Consider the following 22,264-nt stretch of genomic DNA (forward strand, 5'->3'; position numbering starts at 1 on the left):
CGGCAGGCCCAGCGGCTCGACGGCCTTCTCGGCGACCTCGACCGGGGCTCGCCGAGGCCGCCGCCGCTCTCGACGCCGACGCGCCCGGAGCCGTCCGCACGGCCGTGTTCGACGTCGCCGACGGGGCGTCGGTGCGGGCCGGGGTCGCGGACGTCGAGGAGCGGGTGAGCCCGCTGGACACGCTGGGAGCGGGTGGGCCCGCTGGACATCCTGGTCAGCGCGATCGTGCCGGTGCAGGAGGCGGAGTCGGCGTTCGCGCCGGCGGCGGACCGGAGCCGGTCGTGCACGGTGCTGCTGGACTTCGGCACTCGCTGAGCGCGGGCGTCACGGCCGCCACAGCGGGTGTTCGCGGTCCCCCCACTCCCGGCTCACCGTCCCCGTCCGCATGCCCCGCCGTGCCTCCGGGTCCCCGAGCGCCATGCCGATGTGCCCGGCCAGGACGATGCCGAGGGTGAGCGCGAGCCAGTCGTGGACGAAGGTCGCGCTGGTGCGCCACACCAGGGGGGTGAGGTGGGTGAACCACATCAGCAGGCCGGTGGCGAGCATGACGAGGGCCGCTCCGGCGACCCAGGCCGCGTAGAGCTTCTGGCCGGCGTTGAACTTGCCGGCCGGGCGGGCCGCGGGCCGTCCGTCGCGGCGCAGGGCGGCACGCAGCCAGATACGGTCGTGCGGGCCGAAGCGGTTCAGGAAGCGCAGGTCGGCGCGGAAGGCGCGGGAGGCGAGACCCGCGAGGACCGGGACGGGCAGGGCGAGTCCGGCCCACTCGTGGACGCGGACCACCAGCGCGCGGCGGCCGACGAGTTCGGCGAGCTGGGGGACGTACAGACAGGCGGCCGTCACCACGCACACGCTCATCAGGACGGCCGTCGTGCGGTGGATCCACCGTTCGGCCCGGCTGAAGCGGCGCACGCGCGGGGTCGCCGGAGCGTCACGTCGTAGGCTCATCGTCCCGCCCGTTCGAACGGCCGACCCAGGCGTCGACGTCGTAGCCGCGCTCCTCCCAGTAGCCGGGCTGCACGTCCTCGGTGACGGTGATGCCGGAGAGCCACTTGGCGGACTTGTAGAAGTACATGGGCGCCACGTAGAGGCGGACCGGGCCGCCGTGGGAGTGGCTGACGTCCTTGTCCTGCATGCGCAGGGCGACCAGGACGTCCGCGCGGCGGGCCTGGCCGAGGGTGAGGCTCTCGGTGTACGTGCCGTCGAAGCAGGTGAAGCGCACTGCCCCGGCCGAAGGGCGCACTCCCGCGGCGTCCAGGAGCCGGGACAGGCGTACCCCTTCGAAAGGGGTGTCGGGGACCCGCCAGCCGGTGACGCACTGGACGTCCTTGACCAGGCGGGTCTGCGGCAGGGCGCGCAGGTCGGCGAGTGTGTAGGTCCGCGGGCGGTCGACGAGGCCGTCGACGGTGAGGCGGTAGGTGGTGGCGTTCTCGCGGGGCACGGAGGAGGTGACCGAGTAGTAGCGGAAGCCGCCGCCGTTCGGGAGCAGGCCCGTCAGGCCGGTCGGGTCCTTGTCGGCGGCGCTGCCGAGGAAGGACTCCAGGCCGCGTTGCAGGGTGGGCGCGGCGAGCACGCCGAGGGCGCCCAGGCCGAGCGTGCCGAGCAGGACGCGGCGGCCGACCGGCGCGCCCCGCTCCTCGGGCCGTTCCGTGCCCTGTCCTTCGGGCCGTTCCGCGCTCTGGCCTTCGGGCCGTTCCCTGCCCCGTTGCCCGGGGTGTTCGGAGTTCACTCCCTCATTCGAGCACCCGCGACCCCTGCCGGGCCAGGGATCGCGGGGCTCGTCGGCGTTCCGTGACCACTTCTCACTCGGCGTTCAGGCGGTCACGACGTCTTCTCCGCCTCCTTCTCCAGCTGGAACGCCTCGTTGCCGAGCCCGATGCGGGCGTACGCCTCGGGGCGGCGGGCGCGCAGGACGGCGCCCTGCGCCAGGCCGGTGACCAGAGCGAGCCCGATGATGCCGGGCAGTATCCAGCTCAGCGAGGAGTCCGGGCCGGCGCCGACCAGGACGTCGAAGTCCTTGACCGTGTAGCCGGCGATCACCAGCAGGGCGACGCCCGCGACGGCGGAGGTGAGCAGCCGTCCGGCCTGGGCGCCCGCGGCACCGCGGCGGGCGAAGAACACGACGACCGAGAACGAGGCCGCCGCCATCAGCACGATCACACCGAGGGCGCCGATGTTGCCGAACCAGGTGAACAGGTGCAGGACGGGTTCGGTGGGGTCGCCGTGCGGCTTGTCGTCGGCGATCGCGAAGGCGGTCACGACCACCACCGCGACGGTGGTCTGGAGCAGTGAGCCGGTGCCGGGGGCGCCGCTCGCGCCGGTCGTGCGGCCGAAGGCGGCGGGCAGCAGGCCCTCGCGGCCCATGGCGAAGGCGTACCGGGCGACGACGTTGTGGAAGCTGAGCAGGGCGGCGAACATGCCGGTCACGAAGAGGACGTGCAGGACGTCGGTGAAGGTGGAGCCGAGGCGGTCCTCGGTGAGGGAGAACAGCAGTCCGGCGCTCTGCTCCTGCGACGCGCCGACGATCGCGGACGGTCCGGCGGCGACGGTCAGGGCCCAGCTGCTGAGCGCGAAGAAGACGGCGACCCCGCCGACCGCGAGGAACATCACCCGCGGCACCAGGACGTGCGGGCGGCTGGTCTCCTCGGCGTACACGGGCGCCTGCTCGAAGCCGAGGAAGGCCGCGATGCAGAAGCACAGCGCGGTGCCGACCCCGGCGCCGGTCAGGGTGTCCGGGTTGAAGGCGTGCAGCGACAGGCCCTCCTTGCCGGGGTCGGTGACGGCCGCGATGTCGAAGATGACGACCAGAGCCACCTCGACGACCAGCAGGACGCCGAGGACGCGCGCGTTGACGTCGATCTTCAGCCAGCCGAGCGCGCCGACGACCAGCGCGGCCGCCAGGGCCGGTATCCACCAGGCGAGCTCCAGGTCGGCATGGGTGGCGAGGAGGCCGGAGACCTCGAAGCCGAAGATGCCGTAGATGCCGACCTGGAGGGCGTTGTAGGCGACGAGGGCGACCAGGGCGGCACTCGCGCCGGCGGTGCCGCCGAGGCCGCGGGAGATGTAGGCGTAGAAGGCGCCCGCGTTGTGGACGTGCCGGCTCATCTCCGCGTAGCCGACACCGAAGAGCACCAGGACCACGCCGAGGACGACGAACAGGAGCGGCTGTCCGACGATGCCCATCACCGCGAATGTAGTGGGCATGACACCCGCGACGACCATGAGGGGCGCGGTGGCGGCGAGGACGGAGAGCAGCAGGCCGCCGGTGCCGAGCCGGTCGGCGCGCAGGGCCCGCTCCTGGCCCTTGAACGTACTGATGCCGTCGGGAGTGGCTCTGCTCGTGCCGCTCGAACTGTCCGTGGTCACAGGAAGACCGTCCTTTTCCGGGGATGGGGGGTGTCACGCCGTGCCGAGCGCGCTGTCACGTGCGGCGCGGAAGGCGGGGTACGGGTCGCGGTCGGGGTACGACCAGGGGATCGGGGTGGGGTGCTCGCCGATGCGGTGGAACAGGGCGGCGGCCTCGGCGCCGCGTCCCTCGCAGACCTTGGCGTGGGCGAGGTAGTTGAGGTCGACGAGCCGGCGGGGGTGGCCCTCGTGCTCCCACTCCAGCCACCAGTCGAACGCGGCCTTCATCACCTGCCGGGCCCGGCGGCCGGTCCAGTGGCCGCAGGCCGTCGGGTCGGGGGGCTCGTGGCCTGCGACGGCGAGCACGCGGTAGCGCTCGGCGTGCGCGACGACCGGGAGGATCGCGAGCGGGGAGTCGGCGGGCGCCTGCTCGGCGGCCCAGCCGGCGAAGTCGTAGACCTCGTGCAGCGGGTCCGGACCGGCGCCGGGACGGCGTTCGGCGAGGCGGGCGACCATCAGGTGGTGGGCGTGGTGGTGGTCGGGGTGCCGGGCGCGGACCTCGCCGAAGAGCCGGACCACCTCGTCGTCGGCGCCCATGACGTGCTCCAGCATGAGCAGGCCGAGCCAGGGGGTGGGGTCGGCGGGCGCGAGCGCGGCGGCGGACCGGCAGGCCTCGCGGGCCGGGGCGGGCTTCTCCTTGCCCCGCAGGGCCCGCCGGACCCGGGCCAGGGCGAGGAGGACGGCGGCGTCGGCGGAGTCGGGTTCGGCGAGCAGCCAGTCGTGCGCCCAGGCGGCGCAGTACGGCTCCAGGGACAGGACCGCGATCCGGTGGCCGCGCCGGTCCCATTCGTCGCCCGTCCGGGCGAGCAGCGCCCGGACGGCCTGCCACCGCCCCTGCGCCAGCGCGGCCCGCGCGGCGACGAGTGCGGTGTCGTCGAGGGCGGCGTCGAGCGCCTGGGTGGCGGCACGCTTGCGACTGAGGCCTGTCTTTCGGATCACGTCGGCTCCGCGGGACAGCGCCGGAAAGCGCGGGTGAGAGGGGTCTGGTGCAGGCAGCCGCGCGAGGGAGAGAGACGGCGGCGCGGGGCGTCGGGGCACGACGGAGCCGGTGACTGAGGCGGTGCCGGTGGCGGTACCGGTGACTGTGGCGGCACCGGCGACCGTGGCGGTGGCGGTGCCCGGGGTGGCTTGTCCGAGGGAGCGCCCGGCAGGCGCCTTCGGCCAGGCGCGATCCGGCAGGCCGGCCTCGGGATCCGGGGGTGGCGGGGGTGGGGACACCGCGGGGACTTCCTCACGCGGCGCGGCTCGTCGTCGGTAGGAGCCGACGTGTCGGCCGGCCGTCTGGTCTGGACGTTTCGGCTTGCCATCAGCTGATCACACACAGCCAATCCGCAGCCAACGGTTTCCGTCAAGGGCCGCTGGCACGTTACTCGCGTCAACTTGGCTGATTCGCACGCGACTTGTGAGGCGACCGGGAGGGCGCGCATCCCGTCTCCGGCGGCCTCTGTGGCGTACGCCATGGCGCTGCCCGGCGCGGCACCGCACCATGGCAGGACGGCCGCACATCCGCCCATGATCGACCGGAGCGGCGTGGCCGAGTCGACTGCCCGATCCCGGGCACTCCCAGGGGCACGCCGGGCCTTGGGCCGTTCCAGTCGCCCCCACGCATCCCGTGGCCCGGCCGATGATCGAGGTACTCAGCGTGTCGGTTCTGGTTCTGGTGCTCGCCGTGAGTGCGGCCTGCTGTCTGGGCTTCGGCTTCGTGCTCCAGCAGAACGCGGCCCGGCAGGCACCGTTGAGCGACTTCCTCTCGCCGCGGCTGCTCCTGGACCTGGTGAAGGTGCCGCGCTGGCTCGGCGGCCTCGGGCTGATGGTGGCCGGCATGGCCCTCGGCGCGGTCGCGCTGGGCCAGGGCGAGATCTCCCTGGTGGAACCCCTCCTCGCGACGAACCTGCTGTTCGCGCTCGCCCTGTCCCGCAAGCAGGGCAAGCAGCCGGTGGGCCGCCAGGGCTGGGCCGGCCTGCTGCTGCTCGCGGGCGGGGTGACCGCGTTCATCGTGGCGGGCGAGCCGCGCGGCGGCACGGCGGTCGCCGATCCGCTGCGCCACTGGCTGATCATCGGCGTGATGATCGGCCTCGCCCTGGTGCTCACGGCGTACGCCAAGCGTTCCCGGCTGACGTCCGGCCCGGTCCTGCTCTCCCTGGCCGCCGGCCTGCTCTACGGCGTCCAGGACGCCCTGACCCGGGTCAGCGGACAGCGGTTCACCGAGGGCGGCCTGGCCGAGCTGCTGACCGGCTGGCAGCTGTACGCCGTCCTGGCCCTCGGCGTGACTGGCCTGATCCTGGTGCAGAGCGCGTTCGAGACAGCGCCCCTGCGGAAGTCGCTGCCCGCCCTCACGGCGGCCCAGCCGCTGGCCGGGATCATCTGCGGCGTCGGCTTCCTCGGCGACCGGCTGCGCACCGACACCGGCGCGCTGGCCTGGGAGGCGGCGGGCCTCGCCGCGATCGTCACGGGCATCGTGCTGCTGGGCATGCACCCGGCGATGCCGTGCAACGTGACCCACAGCGAACGGACCCGCCACCTGCAGCCGCACTGACGGCAGGGCGGGGGTGGGCGGCTGCGGCTCACCATGCGGTGCTGGGGCCCGCCCGTACACGCGCGTATGCGGGAGCACGCGGGAGGGAGTCGGCCTACGCCTGCGGAGCGGGGTGGACCTGCGGAGCGGGGTGGACCTGCGCCCGCCGGGAGCGGTTCGCACCCGCTTGCGGGGGCCGGCCGGTCCGCATAGATGCTGCCGGGGCGGGCGCGCACGCGCCTGCGGGAGCCGGTCCACATGCTTCTTGCCGAGCCGGCACACGCCTGCTGGCGACTCCGCACGCGCCAGCGGAAACTGGTCGGCGCGCGCCTGGAAACCGGCCGGCCCGCACCCACGGGAGCCGGTCCGCGTGCCGCCGCCGGGCACCGTACCCGTGCCCGTGCCCGGGCCCGTACCCATGCCCATGCCCTGCCCATGCCCATGCCCATGCCCATGCCCATGCCCATGCCCATGCCCATGCCCATGCCCATGCCCATGCCCATGCCCATGCCCATGCCCATGCGAGCCTGTCCGTCCGCGCCATGCGCGAACCGGTCCGCCCGCCGCCGCGTGGAGCCGGGCGGGGGTGCCTGCTTGGATGAGGGGATGAGTGCTGCTGACGAGATCCTCGACATCGTGGACGAGAACGACCAGGTCGTCGGGGTGTCCCCGCGCGGCGAGGCCTACGCGAGGGGCCTGCGGCACCGCTGCGTGTTCATCCAGGCGCGGGACGCCGAGGGCCGCGTCTTCGTGCACCGCCGCACGCCGGCCAAGCTGGTCTTTCCCTCGCTGTACGACATGTTCGTCGGCGGAGTCGTCGGCGCGGGCGAGTCCTACGACTCCGCGGCCCTGCGCGAAGCCGAGGAGGAGCTGGGTGTCACGGGTCTCCCCCGGCCCGCGTACCTGTTCAAGTTCCTCTACGACGACGGCGCCGGGCAGAGCTGGTGGTCGGCCGTGTACGAGGTCCGCTGCGACGTCCCGGTCAGCCCCCAGGCCGAGGAGGTGGCCTGGTACGACTTCCTGTCCGAGGACGAGGTCGAGCGACGCCTGCCGGAGTGGGAGTGGGTGCCGGACGGGCTGGCCGCGTACCAGCGGCTGCGGGCTCACCGGTCGGCATCCTGACGCGTCCTTCCGGGAAGGGCACTGGATAAGGTCCCCCACGTGATCGGCTTCGCACGCAACCTCCGACTGTGGTTCGCCCCCGAAGAACTCCGGCGGGAGGGCGGTACCCCCGACTACCGCTTCTCGCTGGCGAACGAGCGCACCTTCCTCGCCTGGCTGCGCACCGCCCTCGCGCTGATCGGCGGCGGCTTCGCCGTGGACCAGTTCCTGCCGGACCTGCCCTGGGGCTGGCGGGTGGGGCTCGCGCTCGCCCTGCTCTCCGCGGGCGTGCTGTGCTCCCTGCGCGCGGTCAACCACTGGGTGCGCTGCGAGCGGGCCATGCGCCGGGGCGAGGACCTTCCGGTGTCCCGGTTCCCGGCGCTGCTGGCCCTCGTGGTCACGGTGGTGGCCGTCGCGATGGTCGTCGTGGTGCTCGTCGGGTGGGAGGGGTGAGCACCCCGGCGTCCCCCGGCCCGGACCAGGACCGGGACCCCGGCCTCCAGCCCGAGCGGACCCGGCTCGCCTGGCGGCGGACGACGCTGTCGAGCACGGTGGCCGCCCTGCTGGCCATGAAGACCACGCTGCACGGCGGGGGCTCCGCGATCGCGGTCACCGTCTGCGCCCTGTGCGGCGCGCTCTGGCTGGGCTTCCTGCTGATCGCCCATCGCCGTATCCGCGCCCTGTCCGCCACGCACGGCCCCGCCGCGCTGACACCCCGGGTCGCGACGGCGGGAGCACTGCTGACGGTGGGGCTCGCCGTGTGCGCGGCGGCACTCGTCTTCTGACGCGGGGCGCCTTCTCATCCCCGGCGGCTTCTCATCCCGGGCGGCTTCTGACGCGGGGCGGCTCGATCCCCGGACGGCCTGTGTGCCCGTCGGCGGCCGGGAACACTCCGGGGGCCGCCATAGGCCTTCCGCCCGGTCACCATGACCATGCGCTTCGGCCGTCCTGACTCCCTCTTGGTGGGCGAGCCGCCCGAAGCCGCCGTACCGTCGGGGGTGAGGGCCCAGGGCCCTTCATGGGGCACCCCCGCCGGGGCGCCCGGAGACCGCGCGGCGCGCCATCGCCGGATCGCCGGACACGCGCGGTCCGCGTGACAGTCCGGCCGGCCGCCCCGTCACCACCACCCGTACCTCCGAAGGTGAGCACGATGACCACCTTTCACCAGGAACACGCCGCCCACGCGCACTCGCACCGCCCGGACTGCGGTCACACCGAGGTGCCGCACGGCGACCACGTCGACTACGCCCACGACGGGCATCTGCACCGCGAGCACGGCGGCCACTGGGACGAGTGCGAGCCCGTCGAGCACGTCCCGCACGCGGACCACGAGCACCGGCACGGACAGGACTGCGGGCACCCGAGCGTCCTGCACGGCGACCACGTCGACTACCTCCACGACGGCCACCGGCACGCCGATCACGAGGGTCACTGGGACGACCACTGAGCCACCCCGGCCGCTCAGCCGCCGAGGCCAGTGAACCGTCCCGGCCACCGGCCGCCCCGGCCGGGCAAGGCACCCCCGACTCACCCCCGACAGCTCCCCGCCGTCCCGTGCGGGGAGTTGTCGGCCTATCGTGGCCCCGATCACGTTCGACCCCCGCTCTGGACGACATACCGACCGGTCGGCATCATGGAGCGGTCCCGTGCACGCGCCCGTGCACCCGCACACGTAAGGAGCACCGATGAGCCCCGACCACCCGCCAGGACTCGATCTCGACCGGCTGCGTGTCCTGCTCGACCGGGAGCGGCCCGGCCTGGTCCACGGCCCGCTGACCGGCCGGCTGATCGAGGGCGGACGGTCGAACCTCACCTACGCGGTCTCCGACGGCACCGCGCAGTGGGTCGTACGGCGTCCCCCGCTCGGCCATGTGCTGGCCACCGCGCACGACATGAAGCGCGAACACCGGGTGATCAGCGCGCTGCACCCGACGGACGTGCCGGTGCCGCGCCCGGTGCTGCTGTGCGAGAACCCCGACAACGGGGCGGTGCCCGGGGCGTCCTTCTACGTCATGGAGTTCGTCGAGGGCACCCCGTACCGCACCGCCGACCAGCTGGTCCCGCTCGGCCCCGCCCGCACCCGCGACGCGGTCCTCGCCCTGGTCGACGTACTGGTCGAGCTGCACGCGGTGGACCCCGCCGAGGCGGGTCTCGCCGACTTCGGCCGGCCCGAGGGTTTCCTGGACCGGCAACTGCGGCGCTGGGGCAAGCAGCTGGACGCCTCGCGCAACCGTGACCTGGCCGGGATCGAGGAGCTGCACGCGGCGCTCGGCCGCGAACTGCCGCACTCCCCCGCGCCGACGGTCGTGCACGGCGACTACCGGCTCGACAACGTCCTGATCGGCGACGACGACCGCATCAAGGCGATCCTCGACTGGGAGATGTCGACGCTCGGCGATCCGCTGACCGATCTGGGGCTGCTGGTGATGTACAGCATGCCGCTCGGTATGCCCGACTCGCCGGTGTCGACGACCGCCGAGGCCCCGGGACACCCGAAGCCCGCCGAGCTGATCGAGCGGTACGCCGCGCGCTCGGGGCGCGACGTCTCCGCGGTGTCCTGGTACACGGCGTTCGCGTGGTTCAAGCTCGCCGTGATCCTGGAGGGCATCCACTACCGCTACACCCTGGGCCAGACGGTCGGCCCCGGCTTCGACCGCATCGGCGACCTGGTCCCCGTCTTCATCGAGCACGGCCTGACCACCCTTCAGGAAGGCTGACCGACCATGGACTTCGCGTTCGACGCGCGCACCGAGGAACTGCGCGCCAAGCTGCTCGCCTTCATGGACGAGTACGTCTACCCGGCCGAGGCCGTCGCGCACGAGCAGCGCGCGCGGCTCGCCTCGCCGTGGGACACCCCGGCCGTGGTCGAGGAGTTGAAGGCCGAGGCCCGCAGGCAGGGCCTGTGGAACCTCTTCCTCCCGGACGCCGGGCACGGCGCCGGCCTCACCAACCTCCAGTACGCGCCCCTCGCCGAGATCACCGGCCGCTCCCCGCAGCTGGCGCCCACGGTGACGAACTGCGCGGCGCCCGACACCGGCAACATGGAGGTGCTGGCGCAGTTCGGCGACGAGCGGCAGAAGAAGCAGTGGCTGGAGCCGCTGCTGGCGGGCGAGATCCGCTCGGCGTTCGCGATGACGGAACCGGACGTGGCCTCGTCCGACGCCACGAACATCACCACGCGTATCGAGCGGGCCGCCGACGGCACGGACGAGTACGTCATCACCGGCCGCAAGTGGTACATCTCCGGGGCGATGAACCCGGACTGCAAGATCTTCATCGTGATGGGCAAGACGGACCCGGACGGTGCCGACGCCCGCCGCCAGCAGTCCATGGTGCTGGTGCCGCGCGACACCCCGGGCGTCACGGTCGAGCGCGCGATGCAGGTCTTCGGGTACGAGGACCACTACCACGGCGGCCACGCCGAGGTGGTCTTCGACCACGCGCGCGTGCCGGTGACGAACCTGATCGGCGAGGAGGGCGGCGGCTTCGCCATCGCGCAGGCCCGGCTCGGCCCCGGCCGTATCCACCACTGCATGCGGCTGATCGGCATGGCCGAGCGGGCGATCGAGCTGATGTGCCGGCGCGCCGTCTCCCGTGAGGCCTTCGGCAAGGCGCTGTCCCAGCAGGGCGTGGTGCAGAACTGGATCGCCGACGCGCGGGTGGCCGTGGAGCAACTGCGGCTGCTGGTCCTCAAGACGGCCTGGATGATGGACACGGTCGGCAACCGGGGCGCCCACACGGAGATCCAGGCCATCAAGATCGCCACGCCCCGCACGGTCGTCGACATCATCGACCGCGCGATCCAGCTGCACGGCGCGGGCGGCGTGAGCCAGGACTTCCCGCTCGCCGAGCTGTACGCGGGAGCGCGGACGCTGATGCTCGCGGACGGCCCGGACGAGGTGCACCAGCGCTCGCTGGCACGCCGGGAGCTGAAGCAGTACCTCTGAGGTGACGCGGTAAGGGGCGGTCGCCATGGCGGCCGCCCCTTACGCGGATGCTGAGGCCGTCAGGGCCGCAGCGCCCGCAGCAGCAGGTCCGCGAGGTGGTCGGCGACTTCCTGAGGGCTGAGCGGGCCGTCGGGGCGGTACCAGGTGGACAGGTGGTGGACCGAGCCGAAGTGGTAGTCGACGACCAGGTCGGCGGGGGTCGCCCGGGAGAAGACGCCCGCCTCCTGGCCCTCCTCGATCAGCGCGCGGAAGCGCTCGTGGTAGCGCCGGCGCTCGGCGCGCACCTGTTTGTTCTTCTCGGGGCTCAGGTGGTGCATCGAGCGGAAGAAGATCGACGCGTCGTCGAGGTTGTCGATGGTGGTGACGACGACGTCGGCCGCCGCTCCCCGCAGACGCTTCTCGATCGGCTCGTCGGCGTCCGCGAAGGCGTCGAGCCGCTCCTGCTGGACGCGCAGCACGCGCGCGTACACCTCGTGCAGGAGGTCGTCCTTGGAGCCGAAGTAGTGGTACAGCGCCCCCTTGGTGACACCGGCCGCCTCGACGATCTCCTGCACCGAGGTGCGGTCGTAGCCCCGCTCCGCGAAGAGCCGGGTGGCGGCGGCGAGGAGCCGCTGCGGCACGGGGGGTCCGTCACCGTCCGTCGTCCTGGGCACTGCCGCCACCTGCCTTTCCGAGCTGCTGTTCTAGTCCTGCGCGCGGGAACGCAGTTCCCGACGGAGGATCTTCCCACTCGCCGTCTTCGGCAAGTCCGGCAGGATCTCCACCTGACGCGGGTACTTGTAGGCGGCCAGTCTCTCCTTGCAGTACGCGGCCAGCGCCCCGGGGTCCGTCTCGGCACCCGGACGGAGGCTGATGTACGCCTTGACGGTCTCGCCGCGGTACCCGTCGGGCACCCCCACGACGGCCGCCTCGCGCACCGCCGGGTGCGTGTACAGGACGTCCTCGACCTCGCGCGGCCACACCTTGAAGCCGGACGCGTTGATCATGTCCTTCTTGCGGTCGACGACGTACAGCCAGCCCCGCGGGTCCATGAAGCCGATGTCGCCGGTGCGCAGCTCCCCGTCCGGGAAGGTCTCGGCGGTGGCGTCCGGTCGCCGCCAGTAGCCGGGCACGACCTGCGGCCCGCGGACGAGGATCTCGCCCTGCTCCCCGAAGGGCACCTCCTGGCCCCGCTCGTCGACGATCCGGACGACCGTGTCCGGACCGGGCACGCCCACGGCCAGCGTCCCGGAGACCGGGTCGACCGGCGCCTCCAGGGCGGGCGGTACGGAGGCGCAGGGCGCGCTGCACTCGGTGAGCCCGTACCCGTTGCGGATGTACGGGCCGAAGCCGGCCCGGAACTTCTCCACCAGGGCGGGCGGCAGCGGGGCACCTCCCGAGGAGATGTTCACGAAGGACGAGAAGTGGTCCGGGGTGACGGCCGGGTGGGCGGCCAGCGCCATGAAGGCGGTCGACGGTCCCACCGTGTAGTGCGGCCGGTGCTCGGCGAACGCGTCCAGCACGACACCGGCCTCGAAGCGGTACGCCAGCACCAGCGTGCCCGCGCTGTTCAGGCACGCGCCGAACTGGCAGACCATCCCGGTGATGTGGAACAGCGGCGCCATCGCGAAGTAGACGGGTGCCTCGGGCAGGGCCAGACCGGTCCGCTGCCGCTCGGCGTTGTACATGATGTTGCCGTGCGTGTTGGTGGCGCCCTTGGGGGCGCCGCTGGTCCCCGAGGTGTAGCTGATCAGCGCGAGGGCGGACGGGCCGGGGTCGCGGCCCTCGGGTGCCTGATGGCCGGCGCGGGCCACGGCCGTGAGGTCGTCGGCGTCCGGGGCCTGCGGCAGCCGCTCGAACGCCAGCACGCGGGCGTCCCCACGGGTCTGGAAGTCCAGCTCGCAGCCGGTGAGCACGATCCGCACCGGTGAATCGGCGGCCGCGTCGCGCAGATACGACGCCCAGGCCCGGTCGGAGCAGATCAGCGCGGCCACCTCGCCGTCGTGCAGGACATGGCCGACCTCCCCCGACTTGTACATGGGGTTGACGGGCACGACGGTGGCTCCCGCCTTCCAGGCGCCGAGCACCGCGAGCACGAACTGCGGGGAGTTCTGCAGCAGCACCGCCACCCGGTCGCCGCGCTCCAGCCCGCGGGCGGCGAGGTGACCGGCGACGGAGTCGCTGAGCTCGTCCGCCTCGCGGTAGGTCAGACGGCCGTCGAAGTAGGCGAGGAAGGTCCGGTCCGGGGTCCCGGCGACCGCCCGGCGCAGGGCGTGCACCAGGGAGTCGGCGGGGTCGACCGGGGCGCGCTGGACGTCGTCGAGCAGGCCCAGCCAGGGCTTGGCGGCGTAGCGGGAGTCCGTCACCGGGTCGCCTCCCACTTCTGCTGGAGGTGGTTCATGTTCGTCAGCCAGCGGTCGGCGTCGGCGGCCCTGGCCCGGTAGTACCCGGCGACCTCGGGGTGCGGCAGGATCAGGAAACGGTCCTCCTCGATGCCCTCGAACAGGGCGTCCGCCACCTTCTCGGGGGAGATCGCGGTCGGCTGGAGGACCAGGTCGCCGGCGCTGCCGGTGGCGGCCAGCATGTCGGTGCGCACGCCCTGCGGACAGATGGCGTGGACCTTCAGTCCGCGGTGCCGGTACGTCAGCGACAGCCACTCGGCGAAGGCGTACGCCCCGTGCTTGGTGACGGCGTAGGGCGCGGCGCCGATCATGGTCAGCAGGCCCGCGGCCGAGACGGTGGAGACGAAGCGGCCGCTGCCGCGCTCCAGCCAGTCCGGGAGCAGCGCGTGGGCCGCGCGGACGTGGGCCATGACGTTCACGTCCCAGGAGGCCGCCCAGGGCAGCTCGTCGAGCACCTGGCCCGGCTCGCCGGCCTCGAAGGCGACGCCCGCGTTGGCGCAGTACACGTCCACGGTCCCGCCGAGCGCCTCGCGGGCCTCGGCGACGATCGCGGAGGCGTCCCCCGCGACGGCGATCTGGCCGATCTCCTCGGCCACGGCCCGCGCCCGGCCGGCGTCCAGGTCGTTGACCACGACGCGGGCCCCCTCGGCGGCGAAGCGGCGGGCCAGCGCGGCTCCGATCCCGCCCCCCGCTCCGGTGACGACCACTCCCGCATCCTGCACGGCTCTCACCATCGGTCTCCTTCGACGCGACGCGAATCGGCTCTGCTCCCGCAGCGGCCAGACTAACCGGTCGGTATGTTGGACGGAAGGGGCCACCGCGACCCCGTGCGGGGCGCGCGGAACCACGGCCAATCCCCGCCGGTCCGCTGCTTCCGCCTAGCGGGCGGAGCCCTTAGCCTGCACCTCATGCGCCTATCCAGACGAGCCCTGCTCGCAGCGACCACGGCAGCGACCTCCCTCACCGCGGCGTCCCCGGCCGCCGCGGCCCGCCGACGGCGGACCGGCTTCGAGAACCTGGCCGCCACCGGCTACGCCGCCCTGCGCGGCCAGCGCGTCGGCATCGTCACCAACCCCACCGGCGTCACCCGCGACGTCCGCCACATCGTCGACGTCATGCACGCCGACGACCGCGTGGACCTGACCGCCGTCTTCGGTCCCGAGCACGGCTTCCGCGGCACCGCCCAGGCGGGCGGCTCCGAGGGCCGCCACGACGACCCGGCGACCGGCCTGCCCGTCTACGACACGTACCTCAAGAGCGGCCAGGCCCTCGCCGACGTCTTCACCGCCTCCGGCGTGGACACCGTCGTCTTCGACATCCAGGACGTGGGCGCGCGCTTCTACACGTACATCTGGACGCTGTACGACTGCATGGAGGCGGCCCGGATCGCCGGCAAGCGGTTCGTCGTCCTGGACCGGCCGAACCCCGTGACCGGGCGCGCGGCCCTGGGGCCGGTGCTGCACAAGGAGTTCGCGACCTTCGTCGGACGGCAGCCGATCGCGCAGGCGCACGGGATGACCGTCGCGGAGCTGGCGCGGCTGTTCAACGGGGAGTTCCTGACCGCGCCGGCGGAGCTGGACACCGTGCTGATGACCGGGTGGCGGCGGACGGAGTGGTACGACGCCTGGGCGCTGCCCTGGGTGCCGCCGAGCCCCAACATGCCGACGCCCGAGACGGCACTGGTGTACGCGGGGACGTGTCTCTTCGAGGGGACGAACCTGTCGGAGGGGCGCGGGACGACCCGGCCCTTCGAGCTGCTCGGCGCGGAGGGCGTCGACGGGCGGTGGGCCGCGGCGGCGAACCGGCTCGGCCTGCCCGGCGCGCACTTCAGGGAGGCGTACTTCGCGCCCGCCTTCTCCAAGTTCCAGGGGAAGACGGTCGGGGGTGTGCAGATCCATGTGCACGACCGGGACGCCTACGACCCGGTGCGCACCGGGATCGCGCTCCTGGTGACCGCCCGGCGGGCGTGGAGCGGCTTCGCCTGGCGTGCGGACCACTGGATCGACAAGCTCACCGGGTCGACGCTGGTGCGCACGATGATCGACGCGGGCGCGGACACCGACGAGGTGGTGGCGGGCTGGGACCGCGAACTGGCGGCGTTCCAAAGGATGCGCGGGAAGTACCTCCTGTACCGCTGACCGGTCACGCGCCCGGATGAGTCATGACGTATGGCCAAGTCCGCCCGGCGGCGGGACGATGCGCGCATATCGCATCACACCGGGGGACGAGGGGGCCAGTCATGGCGGATCCGGCACTGAGCGTGAGTCCGTACTGGGAGCTCACTTTCGACGCGGACGGGGACACGGACGCAGGCGGGCGGGACCGGCTGCTCACCGGGGTCGGGAAGCACGGCGTCCGTGATCTGGTCGTCTTCGCGCACGGCTGGAACAACGACCGCTCGCTGGCGACCCGGCTCTGCAGCCGCTTCTTCGCCCCGATCCCCCGCCTCGCCCCGGCGGCCCGGCTCGGGTACGCCGGTGTGGTGTGGCCGTCGATGCGGTTCGCCGACGAGCCGATCCCCGACTTCCCGCGGGCGGTGGCCGCCGACCCGCCGCCGCGTCCGGCGCTCGACAAGGACACCCGGCACGCGTTGCTGGACGCGTTTCCCGGCCGGGCCACCGTGATCGACCGGATCGCGCGGCTGCTGGACCAGCGGGCACGGGAGGCGGCCGAGCTGGAGGAGTTCGGGCGCCTGGTGCGACTGCTGGTGGAGGTGGTCCCGGCGGGACCACAGGTGATGTTCGCGGCGGACACGCTGGCGGAGGGGGTGCCGCAGAGCGGGCCCGTGATGTTCTCGGGGCCGGTGGCGGAGGTCTGCGAGGCGTTCGCGCGGGCGCTGGCACGGGCCGGGTCCCCGGGCGGCGCGGCGCAGTTCACGGTGCCGGATCCGTGGGACGGCGCCCACGAGCTGCTGCGGCAGGGGACGTACTACGCGATGAAACGGCGGGCGGGGACCGTGGGCGAGCGCGGACTCGGCCGGGTGATCGGGCAGCTGGCCGCGGCGGCGCCGGACGTACGGGTGCATCTCGTCGGGCACAGCTTCGGCGCGCGGCTGGTGTCGTTCGCGCTGCGCGGACTGCCCGAGGGGGTGCGCGCGGTGAAGTCGGTGACCCTGCTCCAGGCGGCCTTCTCGCACTACGCGTTCGCGGCCCGTCTGCCGCACGACCCGCGCGCGGGAGGCGTGCTGCAGGGGCAGCACCACCGCGTGGACGGTCCCCTGGTGTGCTGCCACTCCCGCCACGACTCGGCGCTGTCGACGCTGTATCCGCTGGCCTCGCGGATGGCGGGCGACGCCCGGGGCCTGCGCGCCGGCCCGCACGAGGCCGCCGCGGGCTTCGGCGCCGGGCGGGCCCCGGGCGCCGCGTGGGAGGCACTGGGGTACGACGGTGTCCGGGCGGTGCCCGGCACGACGTCCCTCACGCTCGCCGAGGCCCTGCGGACGGAGCTGCCCGCGTCGGGCTGCGTGAACGTCGACGCGGCCGCGTGCGTCCGGCGGGGCGGACCACCGGCCGGCGCGCACAACGACATCGCGCACCCGGAGCTGGCCCGCCTGGTGCTGGCGGCGGGCCGCATCCGCTGACCCGCCGCCGCACGCGTCCTACCGGTGCGAGGTGAACTCCACGACCTGCTGGTACGTCGGCCGGTTCTGCCAGCTGATGCCGCCGTGCCGGATGCCGCCCAGCGTCCGCTGGACGATCGAGTCGGCGCACCACTGGTCGCCCGCCGCGCACAGGTCGTCGCCGGGATAGACCTGGGCCGGGGTCCGGCCGGCCGCCTCCTTCAACGTGGCGACCAGGACGTCCCGGCAGGCGCCGAGGCTGCCGCCGCCGCAGTACGTGTGTGCGAGCGGCCCCTGGACCGGCTCGCCGAGCACCGCCCGGACGTCCTTGTCGACATAGCTCCACCAGCCGTACTGGAAGGCGCTGCCGGCGTGCGCGCCGGTCGGGCCGTGCGCGGCCGACGGGGTCTCGTCGACGGGCAGGTTGCGGGTGAAGGCGGTGTACAGGTCACTGCCCAGACCCGGTTCGAACGTGGCCTTCACCAGCAGCGGCCACCACGCGTCGAGGATGCGGATCGCGTCCGCGTCGGCGTACGTCCTCGAACCGGCCGTGGTCTCCGTGCGCCTGGCGCCGGCCCCTGCCCACGCCTTCAGTCTGCTCACCGCCGCGGCGGCCGCCGGGTCGGTCACCGCCGCGCTGTCGATCACCCTCAGCAGGTCCGGCAGCACGTCCTCGGCCCGCAGGTCGGCCAGTCCGGCGTCGGCCATCGCCTTCACCAGTGAGGCCCGGGTGACCCCGCCCGCGGCGACCAGCTTCCTCACCCGGTCGTCGAGAAGGCCGCCGCGGTGGACCGAACCGTCGCCCCAGGAGGCGGTCGTGTAGTCCTTGGCCTGCTTGTTGTTCCAGGAGACGTAGTAGTCCTGGTCCATGGAGTTCGGGTGCGCCGACGGGGGTGTGTACTGCGCCCTGTTGGTGGCCGGATCCCAGTTCCGCCACTCGTGGGCCGGCCGCGCCCACACCGGGAACTCGGCGTCGACGCCGGTGGCCCGTACCGGGTTGTCGCCGCTGTTGTAGTACGCGGTGTGCTCGGAGTCGGCGTAGAACCAGTTGAAGGTGTAGTTGATGTGCTGCACCGCCCGCTGGAAGTCCTGTGGTCCCTTCACGTAGTCCGGGTCGTTCAGCATCTGGAAGCCGATGATCGAGTCGGCCTCGTGCCGGAAGGACGAACGCAGGGTGGTGTAGGCGACCTTCTTGCCGCCGACCGTCGCCCGGTGGGTGACGGGGCCGTACTTGGTGCGCCAGACCCGCATGGTGTACGAGCCGGCCGCGGTGCCGTCGGCCGTGGTCGGCTTCCAGGCGTTCCTCTGCTCGGTCTTCTCCATGGGCGTGCACACGCCCCGGTACAGGTAGTGGTGGTCGTCCTGGCACAGCTCGACGGCGTACGTGTCGATGATGTCCTGGCCGGAGGTCGTCGCGCTCCACGCGTAGTCCTGGCCGCGGCCGAGTTCGACGTACATGCTCAGGCCCGCGAAGGAGGCGCCGCGGGCGCTGAGGCCGGGACCCTGGAGCTCCTGGAGCATGAGCAGTTGCGGCGCGAAGTAGCCGGTCTGCGGGCCGAAGACGGCGATCGGGTGACCGCTCGCGGTGTGCTCGCCGCTCACCACGAGGGCGTTGGACATGCCCCGCCTGGCGGAGGTGACGGCCGTGCGCGCCGCCGCCGCGGAGGCGCCGCCGGCGCTCGCCGTGGCCGCGCTGCCGGTACGGTCGTGGACCAGTTGCTCCTCGGTCACCGAGCCGGCGTCCGGCAGGGCCCCGCCCTGCGCGTCGGCGGGCCTGGACGCGTACGGGAAGCTGCCGTCGTGGACGGTGAGGACCGCCTCGGGGTCGTTGCGCATCCGGAAGGACTCCCAGACCCTGGTGCCCTCGGCCACCCCGTACTTCCGCTGCGCGGCCAGCAGCGACAGCGCGTTGTCGACCTCGCCGCCGCCCCCGGAGCCGAAGAGCGCGCCGATCACGGAGGCCAGCGCGACCAGGTCGGTGGGCTTGAAGCGGGCGATCGTGCCGGCGTTGGTGACGGAGTCCTTGTGGCCGGTCAGGACGTACTCACCGGGGAAGGATCGGCCGCTGTCGGAGGCGTCGATGTAGGCGTTGATGCCGGCGACGTAGGCGTTGACGTCGGCGAGGGCCTGCCGGCCCCGGTCGCCCGCCGTGGCGACGGCGCTGTCGATCTGGGCCTGGAGGTCGGCCTCGGTGTACGGGGCATGGCGCCAGAACTCCTGTTCCAGGCCCTGGTTGGACGGGTCGCCGCCCGCGAAGGGGGTCAGCTGCCCGCGTCCGACATGACGGAAGACGTCCATGAGCCACAGCCGGTCCTCGGCCGCCGCATAGCCCGCGCCGAACTCCGTGCCGTATCTGGTGGTACCGGTGATGTGCGGTACGCCCGTCTTCTTGTCGCGGACGATCGTCACGTCGTCCCGGCCTGCGGGCTTGACCGTGGAGGCGACTTGACCGGCGGGGACCCCGAAAGACGCGTCGTTGAAGAAGGTGTCGATCGTGGCGTCGGTCAGCGCCGGGTAACCCTTGGCCAGCGCGGCGTACGGACCGAGCTGGTCCGCGGCGTGCGCGGGCTGGGTGCCGAAGGCCTGGTTGAGCAGGATCTGCGCGAGGGTGGCGTTGCCGTTCTGGCCGGGCGGCAGGATGTCGGAACACTGGCCGCCGCAGTGGTCGTTCGCCGCAGCGGTCGGGACCGCGGCCGTCTCCCGCGCGGCTGTCCCCGTCGCCGCCGCGGGCGAGAGCGGGGAGAGAAGAGCGGCAATCAGGACGCATACGGAAGCGCTCTTCAGGAACCCGGGGGATCCGCCGGGAGTTCTCAGTCTGTCGAGGACGGTGCGTGGGGTGCGCCGTGGCATGGGAGCTCCTACCGACAGGGGTGGGCGGGGCATTACCGCCGGTATCCCCGGGATCGAAGATGAACATGCGTCACTTTTGGGAGTCGCCACGATGTCGTTCCGCACCACCCCGATCGGCTCGTGGAGGTCGACCGCGGCCCGCTCATGGGAGGCCATCGGACATCGGATGGAGCCGAATCGCTTGTCGATACGTCTATTCGGCGACGTCCATGCGACGACGCCGAAGTGACCGAAGTGCAGGTGCAGGTGTGACGGAGGTGCAGGACGATGGCCGGTTTCCGAAGCTTGGCGAGACAGGTGCGCGATCCACGGTGCGATCTGGCGCTACGGCGTTACTCGCTCCGCAAGTGCCTTGAACGGTTCGCCCCTTACGGGCACAGGGCGACCTGGGACCACTTGTGCTCCCGGGCCGGGTTCGGTCCGCAGGACCGCTCCCCCGACCCAGCGCGGCTCGTGGCCGCACTGGAGGAGTTGGAGGAGGCGCGTTCGGTCTGGCTGGCCTACGAGGTGGAGTTCGCCGAGCGGCGCAAGAAGGAGAAGCACGACGGGCTGCGCAGGCCGGGCAGCGTGGACGACTGGCACCGGCTGACCTGGGGCGGTTTCGGAGTCGCCTGGTGCGACGACCCGCGGGTCCATCCCGATGAGCCGCTGGCGGAGGTCCTGCGCCGGCTGATCGCCGCACTGGAGCGGGAGCCGGGCGCGGAATGCCCGGTGTGCGGCGGGGAGCGCCTCGTCTGGAAGTACGAACTGGACCACGAACCCTCGACGGGTCCGGTCTGCGTGGACTGCGGCATTCTCGTACCGCGTCCCGTGCTCACGCCAGAGGCGCTGGCGGACGCCAGGCGCGGACGGCTGCTGATGTCGGCCTGACCGGCGAACCCAGGAATGGCGCATGCGGGGGTGCGCCGGCGACGCCGCACCCCCACTCGACCCGGCGGGCCGACCCGGCGGGCCGATCCGGCGGGCCGATCCGGCGGGCCGGGATGCCGGGCAGCCGAGGTGTCCGCACCCGGTCGGCCGTCCACGGGCAGGGCCCGGCCCGGGGCCTTGTCGGTGGCGCCTGGCACCATCGGGACATGGTGCAGGTGTGTCTCAACGGGCCCCGCGGGGCCGCCGACGGCGCGATGGTGCCGCTCACACCGCAGGCGATGGCCTCGTCCGCGGTGGAGGCGGTCGCGGCGGGGGCCACGGACATCCACGTCCACCCCAAGACGCCGTGCGGTCAGGACAGTGTGTCGCCGCGCGTGGTCGCGGCGACGCTCGACGCGATCCGCGCGCGGGTGTCGGTGCCCGTCGGCGTGACGACGGGCGCCTGGGCAGAACCGGATCCGGCCGCTCGGGCGCGGCGGATCCGGAGCTGGGCCGTGCTGCCCGACCACGCCTCCGTCAACTGGCACGAGCCGGGCGCCGAGGAGGTGGCCGCCGCCCTCATCGACCGGGGCGTGGGCGTGGAGGCCGGCATCTGGTCGGGGACGGACGGGGCGGCGCGGTTCGCCGTCTCACCGCTCGGTCCGAAGGTGCTGCGGGTCCTCGCGGAGGTGACGGATCCCGCACCCGGCACCGCCGAGGACACCGCCCGCGCGCTCCTGGCCGGCCTGGGGACCGCCCACGGCCGTCCGGTCCTGCTGCACGGCGAGGACGGCGGCGCGTGGCCGGTCCTGCGGCTGGCCGGACGCCTCGGCCTCGCGACCCGCGTGGGCCTGGAGGACACGCTGGTGCTGCCCGACGGACAACGGGCCCTGTCCAACGCCCAGTTGGTGGCGAAGGCGCTGCTCCAGCACGGAGGGTACCGGCGCTCCCCGTAGGGCCGGGGCAGGGCCGGGACGAGGAGACGCGCGCGTCTCGCAAAACGCCCGCGCCCACCCTCCCAGCGCTCCGGCGGACACCCGACGCCGAGGCGGTCGGACGCCGAGGACGGCCACCGCGGCGCGTACCGCGTCGGTCAGCAGCAGTCCTCCGGTTCGCGCGCACGCTCGCGCTCCCGCCCGCCGTGTGCCGCGGCCTTCTCGCGGCCTCCCCCTTGTTCCACCATCAGCCTCGAACCCGTCAGGCGTTCACCGAAGACGTCGTCGGGGTTGGACAGGACGCAGGTGTCCAGGGAGAGGCAGCCGCAGCCGATGCAGTCGGTGAGGTGGTCGCGCAGGCGGTTGAGCTGCTTGATGCGTTCGTCGAGTTCGGAGCGCCAGGCCTCGGAGAGACGGGCCCAGTCCTCGCGGGTGGGGGTGCGTTCCTCGGGGAGTTCGGCGAGGGCCGCACGGATCGTGGCCAGCGGGATGCCGACGCGTTGCGCGGCCCGGACGAAGGCGACCCGGCGCAGCGCGTCACGGGAGTAGCGGCGTTGGTTGCCCGTGGTCCGGCGGCTGCTGATCAGGCCCTTGGACTCGTAGAAGTGCAGGGCGGAGACGGCGGCGCCGCTGCGTGCGGCGAGTTGGCCGACCGTGAGCTCGTGGATCTTCTCGGGAATCTGGGGCACCCCTCGAAGCCTACTCACCCTCCGCGCGCCCTCCGG

The 22,264-nt window shown here is 73.2% G+C and carries 20 protein-coding genes and 2 pseudogenes; 13 read left to right on the forward strand and 9 right to left on the reverse strand.

Annotated features, from left to right (window positions below; genetic code table 11):
* A pseudogene (locus ACWD0J_RS08685) lies at positions 1-185 on the forward strand (hypothetical protein); the annotation flags it as partial.
* A gap of 19 nt (positions 186-204) precedes the next feature.
* Positions 205-315 (forward strand): annotated as a pseudogene (locus ACWD0J_RS08690) (L-idonate 5-dehydrogenase); the annotation flags it as partial.
* A 9-nt stretch (positions 316-324) separates the two neighbouring features.
* On the opposite strand, the gene ACWD0J_RS08695 reads toward ACWD0J_RS08690, so the two are convergent.
* The 4 genes from ACWD0J_RS08695 to ACWD0J_RS08710 all read right to left on the reverse strand — a co-directional run bounded on the left by ACWD0J_RS08695 (position 325) and on the right by ACWD0J_RS08710 (position 4,341).
* Positions 325-945, reverse strand: coding sequence for a cytochrome b/b6 domain-containing protein (locus tag ACWD0J_RS08695; protein WP_451495033.1), 621 nt, complete (start codon positions 943-945; stop codon positions 325-327).
* Positions 929-1,726 carry a molybdopterin-dependent oxidoreductase gene (locus tag ACWD0J_RS08700; RefSeq protein ID WP_451495034.1) on the reverse strand — a complete coding sequence of 266 codons (798 nt, stop codon included), beginning with the start codon at positions 1,724-1,726 and terminating at the stop codon, positions 929-931. The genes ACWD0J_RS08695 and ACWD0J_RS08700 overlap by 17 nt, the downstream gene beginning before the upstream one ends.
* A 92-nt stretch (positions 1,727-1,818) precedes the next feature.
* A complete protein-coding gene (locus tag ACWD0J_RS08705; protein ID WP_451495035.1) occupies positions 1,819-3,363 on the reverse strand; it encodes an APC family permease in 1,545 nt (514 codons plus the stop codon).
* A gap of 33 nt (positions 3,364-3,396) precedes the next feature.
* A complete protein-coding gene (locus tag ACWD0J_RS08710; RefSeq protein ID WP_451495036.1) occupies positions 3,397-4,341 on the reverse strand; it encodes a hypothetical protein in 945 nt (314 codons plus the stop codon).
* A 703-nt stretch (positions 4,342-5,044) separates the two neighbouring features.
* Here ACWD0J_RS08710 and ACWD0J_RS08715 point away from each other — a divergent pair.
* From ACWD0J_RS08715 to ACWD0J_RS08745, 7 genes are all read left to right on the forward strand, one after another.
* The gene (locus ACWD0J_RS08715; protein ID WP_451495037.1) at positions 5,045-5,938 is read left to right on the forward strand and encodes a DMT family transporter; all 894 of its coding nucleotides are present in this window, start codon (positions 5,045-5,047) and stop codon (positions 5,936-5,938) included.
* Between the two features lie 585 nt (positions 5,939-6,523).
* Entirely contained in the window at positions 6,524-7,039 is a 516-nt protein-coding gene (locus tag ACWD0J_RS08720) for an NUDIX hydrolase (protein ID WP_451495038.1), read from the forward strand.
* Positions 7,040-7,078: 39 nt separating this feature from the next.
* Positions 7,079-7,471 (forward strand): YidH family protein, encoded by a 393-nt coding sequence (locus ACWD0J_RS08725; protein WP_451495039.1) that lies wholly within the window; start codon positions 7,079-7,081, stop codon positions 7,469-7,471.
* Entirely contained in the window at positions 7,468-7,803 is a 336-nt protein-coding gene (locus tag ACWD0J_RS08730; RefSeq protein WP_451495040.1) for a DUF202 domain-containing protein, read from the forward strand. Before ACWD0J_RS08725 ends, ACWD0J_RS08730 begins: the two co-directional genes overlap by 4 nt.
* A 365-nt stretch (positions 7,804-8,168) precedes the next feature.
* A complete protein-coding gene (locus ACWD0J_RS08735) occupies positions 8,169-8,465 on the forward strand; it encodes a hypothetical protein (protein WP_451495041.1) in 297 nt (98 codons plus the stop codon).
* 238 nt (positions 8,466-8,703) lie between these two features.
* The gene (locus ACWD0J_RS08740) at positions 8,704-9,735 is read left to right on the forward strand and encodes a phosphotransferase family protein (RefSeq protein WP_451495042.1); all 1,032 of its coding nucleotides are present in this window, start codon (positions 8,704-8,706) and stop codon (positions 9,733-9,735) included.
* A 6-nt stretch (positions 9,736-9,741) separates the two neighbouring features.
* The gene (locus tag ACWD0J_RS08745; RefSeq protein ID WP_451495043.1) at positions 9,742-10,965 is read left to right on the forward strand and encodes an acyl-CoA dehydrogenase family protein; all 1,224 of its coding nucleotides are present in this window, start codon (positions 9,742-9,744) and stop codon (positions 10,963-10,965) included.
* Positions 10,966-11,024: 59 nt separating this feature from the next.
* Here ACWD0J_RS08745 and ACWD0J_RS08750 read toward each other — a convergent pair whose 3' ends face one another.
* Genes ACWD0J_RS08750 through ACWD0J_RS08760 form a run of 3 tightly spaced genes read right to left on the reverse strand, consistent with a single transcriptional unit; the run spans position 11,025 to position 14,080 of the window.
* Positions 11,025-11,618: a TetR/AcrR family transcriptional regulator gene (locus ACWD0J_RS08750; RefSeq protein ID WP_451495044.1), complete on the reverse strand. Its 594-nt coding sequence runs from the start codon at positions 11,616-11,618 to the stop codon at positions 11,025-11,027.
* A 30-nt stretch (positions 11,619-11,648) separates the two neighbouring features.
* The gene (locus ACWD0J_RS08755; protein ID WP_451495045.1) at positions 11,649-13,310 is read right to left on the reverse strand and encodes a class I adenylate-forming enzyme family protein; all 1,662 of its coding nucleotides are present in this window, start codon (positions 13,308-13,310) and stop codon (positions 11,649-11,651) included.
* Entirely contained in the window at positions 13,307-14,080 is a 774-nt protein-coding gene (locus tag ACWD0J_RS08760) for an SDR family oxidoreductase (protein ID WP_451495046.1), read from the reverse strand. Before ACWD0J_RS08760 ends, ACWD0J_RS08755 begins: the two co-directional genes overlap by 4 nt.
* Positions 14,081-14,254: 174 nt before the next feature.
* Here ACWD0J_RS08760 and ACWD0J_RS08765 point away from each other — a divergent pair, with 174 nt between their 5' ends.
* Both ACWD0J_RS08765 and ACWD0J_RS08770 read left to right on the forward strand, forming a co-directional pair.
* Complete coding sequence (locus tag ACWD0J_RS08765) at positions 14,255-15,484, forward strand: exo-beta-N-acetylmuramidase NamZ family protein (RefSeq protein ID WP_451495047.1); 1,230 nt, start codon at positions 14,255-14,257, stop codon at positions 15,482-15,484.
* A 101-nt stretch (positions 15,485-15,585) separates the two neighbouring features.
* Positions 15,586-16,926 carry a serine-threonine protein kinase gene (locus tag ACWD0J_RS08770; protein ID WP_451495048.1) on the forward strand — a complete coding sequence of 447 codons (1,341 nt, stop codon included), beginning with the start codon at positions 15,586-15,588 and terminating at the stop codon, positions 16,924-16,926.
* 18 nt (positions 16,927-16,944) lie between these two features.
* Here ACWD0J_RS08770 and ACWD0J_RS08775 read toward each other — a convergent pair whose 3' ends face one another.
* A complete protein-coding gene (locus tag ACWD0J_RS08775; protein ID WP_451495049.1) occupies positions 16,945-19,755 on the reverse strand; it encodes a penicillin acylase family protein in 2,811 nt (936 codons plus the stop codon).
* A gap of 267 nt (positions 19,756-20,022) precedes the next feature.
* Here ACWD0J_RS08775 and ACWD0J_RS08780 point away from each other — a divergent pair, with 267 nt between their 5' ends.
* Both ACWD0J_RS08780 and ACWD0J_RS08785 read left to right on the forward strand, forming a co-directional pair.
* Entirely contained in the window at positions 20,023-20,625 is a 603-nt protein-coding gene (locus ACWD0J_RS08780; protein WP_451495050.1) for a hypothetical protein, read from the forward strand.
* Between the two features lie 206 nt (positions 20,626-20,831).
* Positions 20,832-21,560: a 3-keto-5-aminohexanoate cleavage protein gene (locus ACWD0J_RS08785; protein WP_451495051.1), complete on the forward strand. Its 729-nt coding sequence runs from the start codon at positions 20,832-20,834 to the stop codon at positions 21,558-21,560.
* A 137-nt stretch (positions 21,561-21,697) separates the two neighbouring features.
* On the opposite strand, the gene soxR is transcribed toward ACWD0J_RS08785, so the two are convergent.
* Complete coding sequence (gene soxR / locus ACWD0J_RS08790) at positions 21,698-22,228, reverse strand: redox-sensitive transcriptional activator SoxR (RefSeq protein ID WP_451495052.1); 531 nt, start codon at positions 22,226-22,228, stop codon at positions 21,698-21,700.
* Between the last annotated feature and the right edge of the window lie 36 nt (positions 22,229-22,264).

This window comes from Streptomyces sp. NPDC003011 (assembly GCF_053591515.1).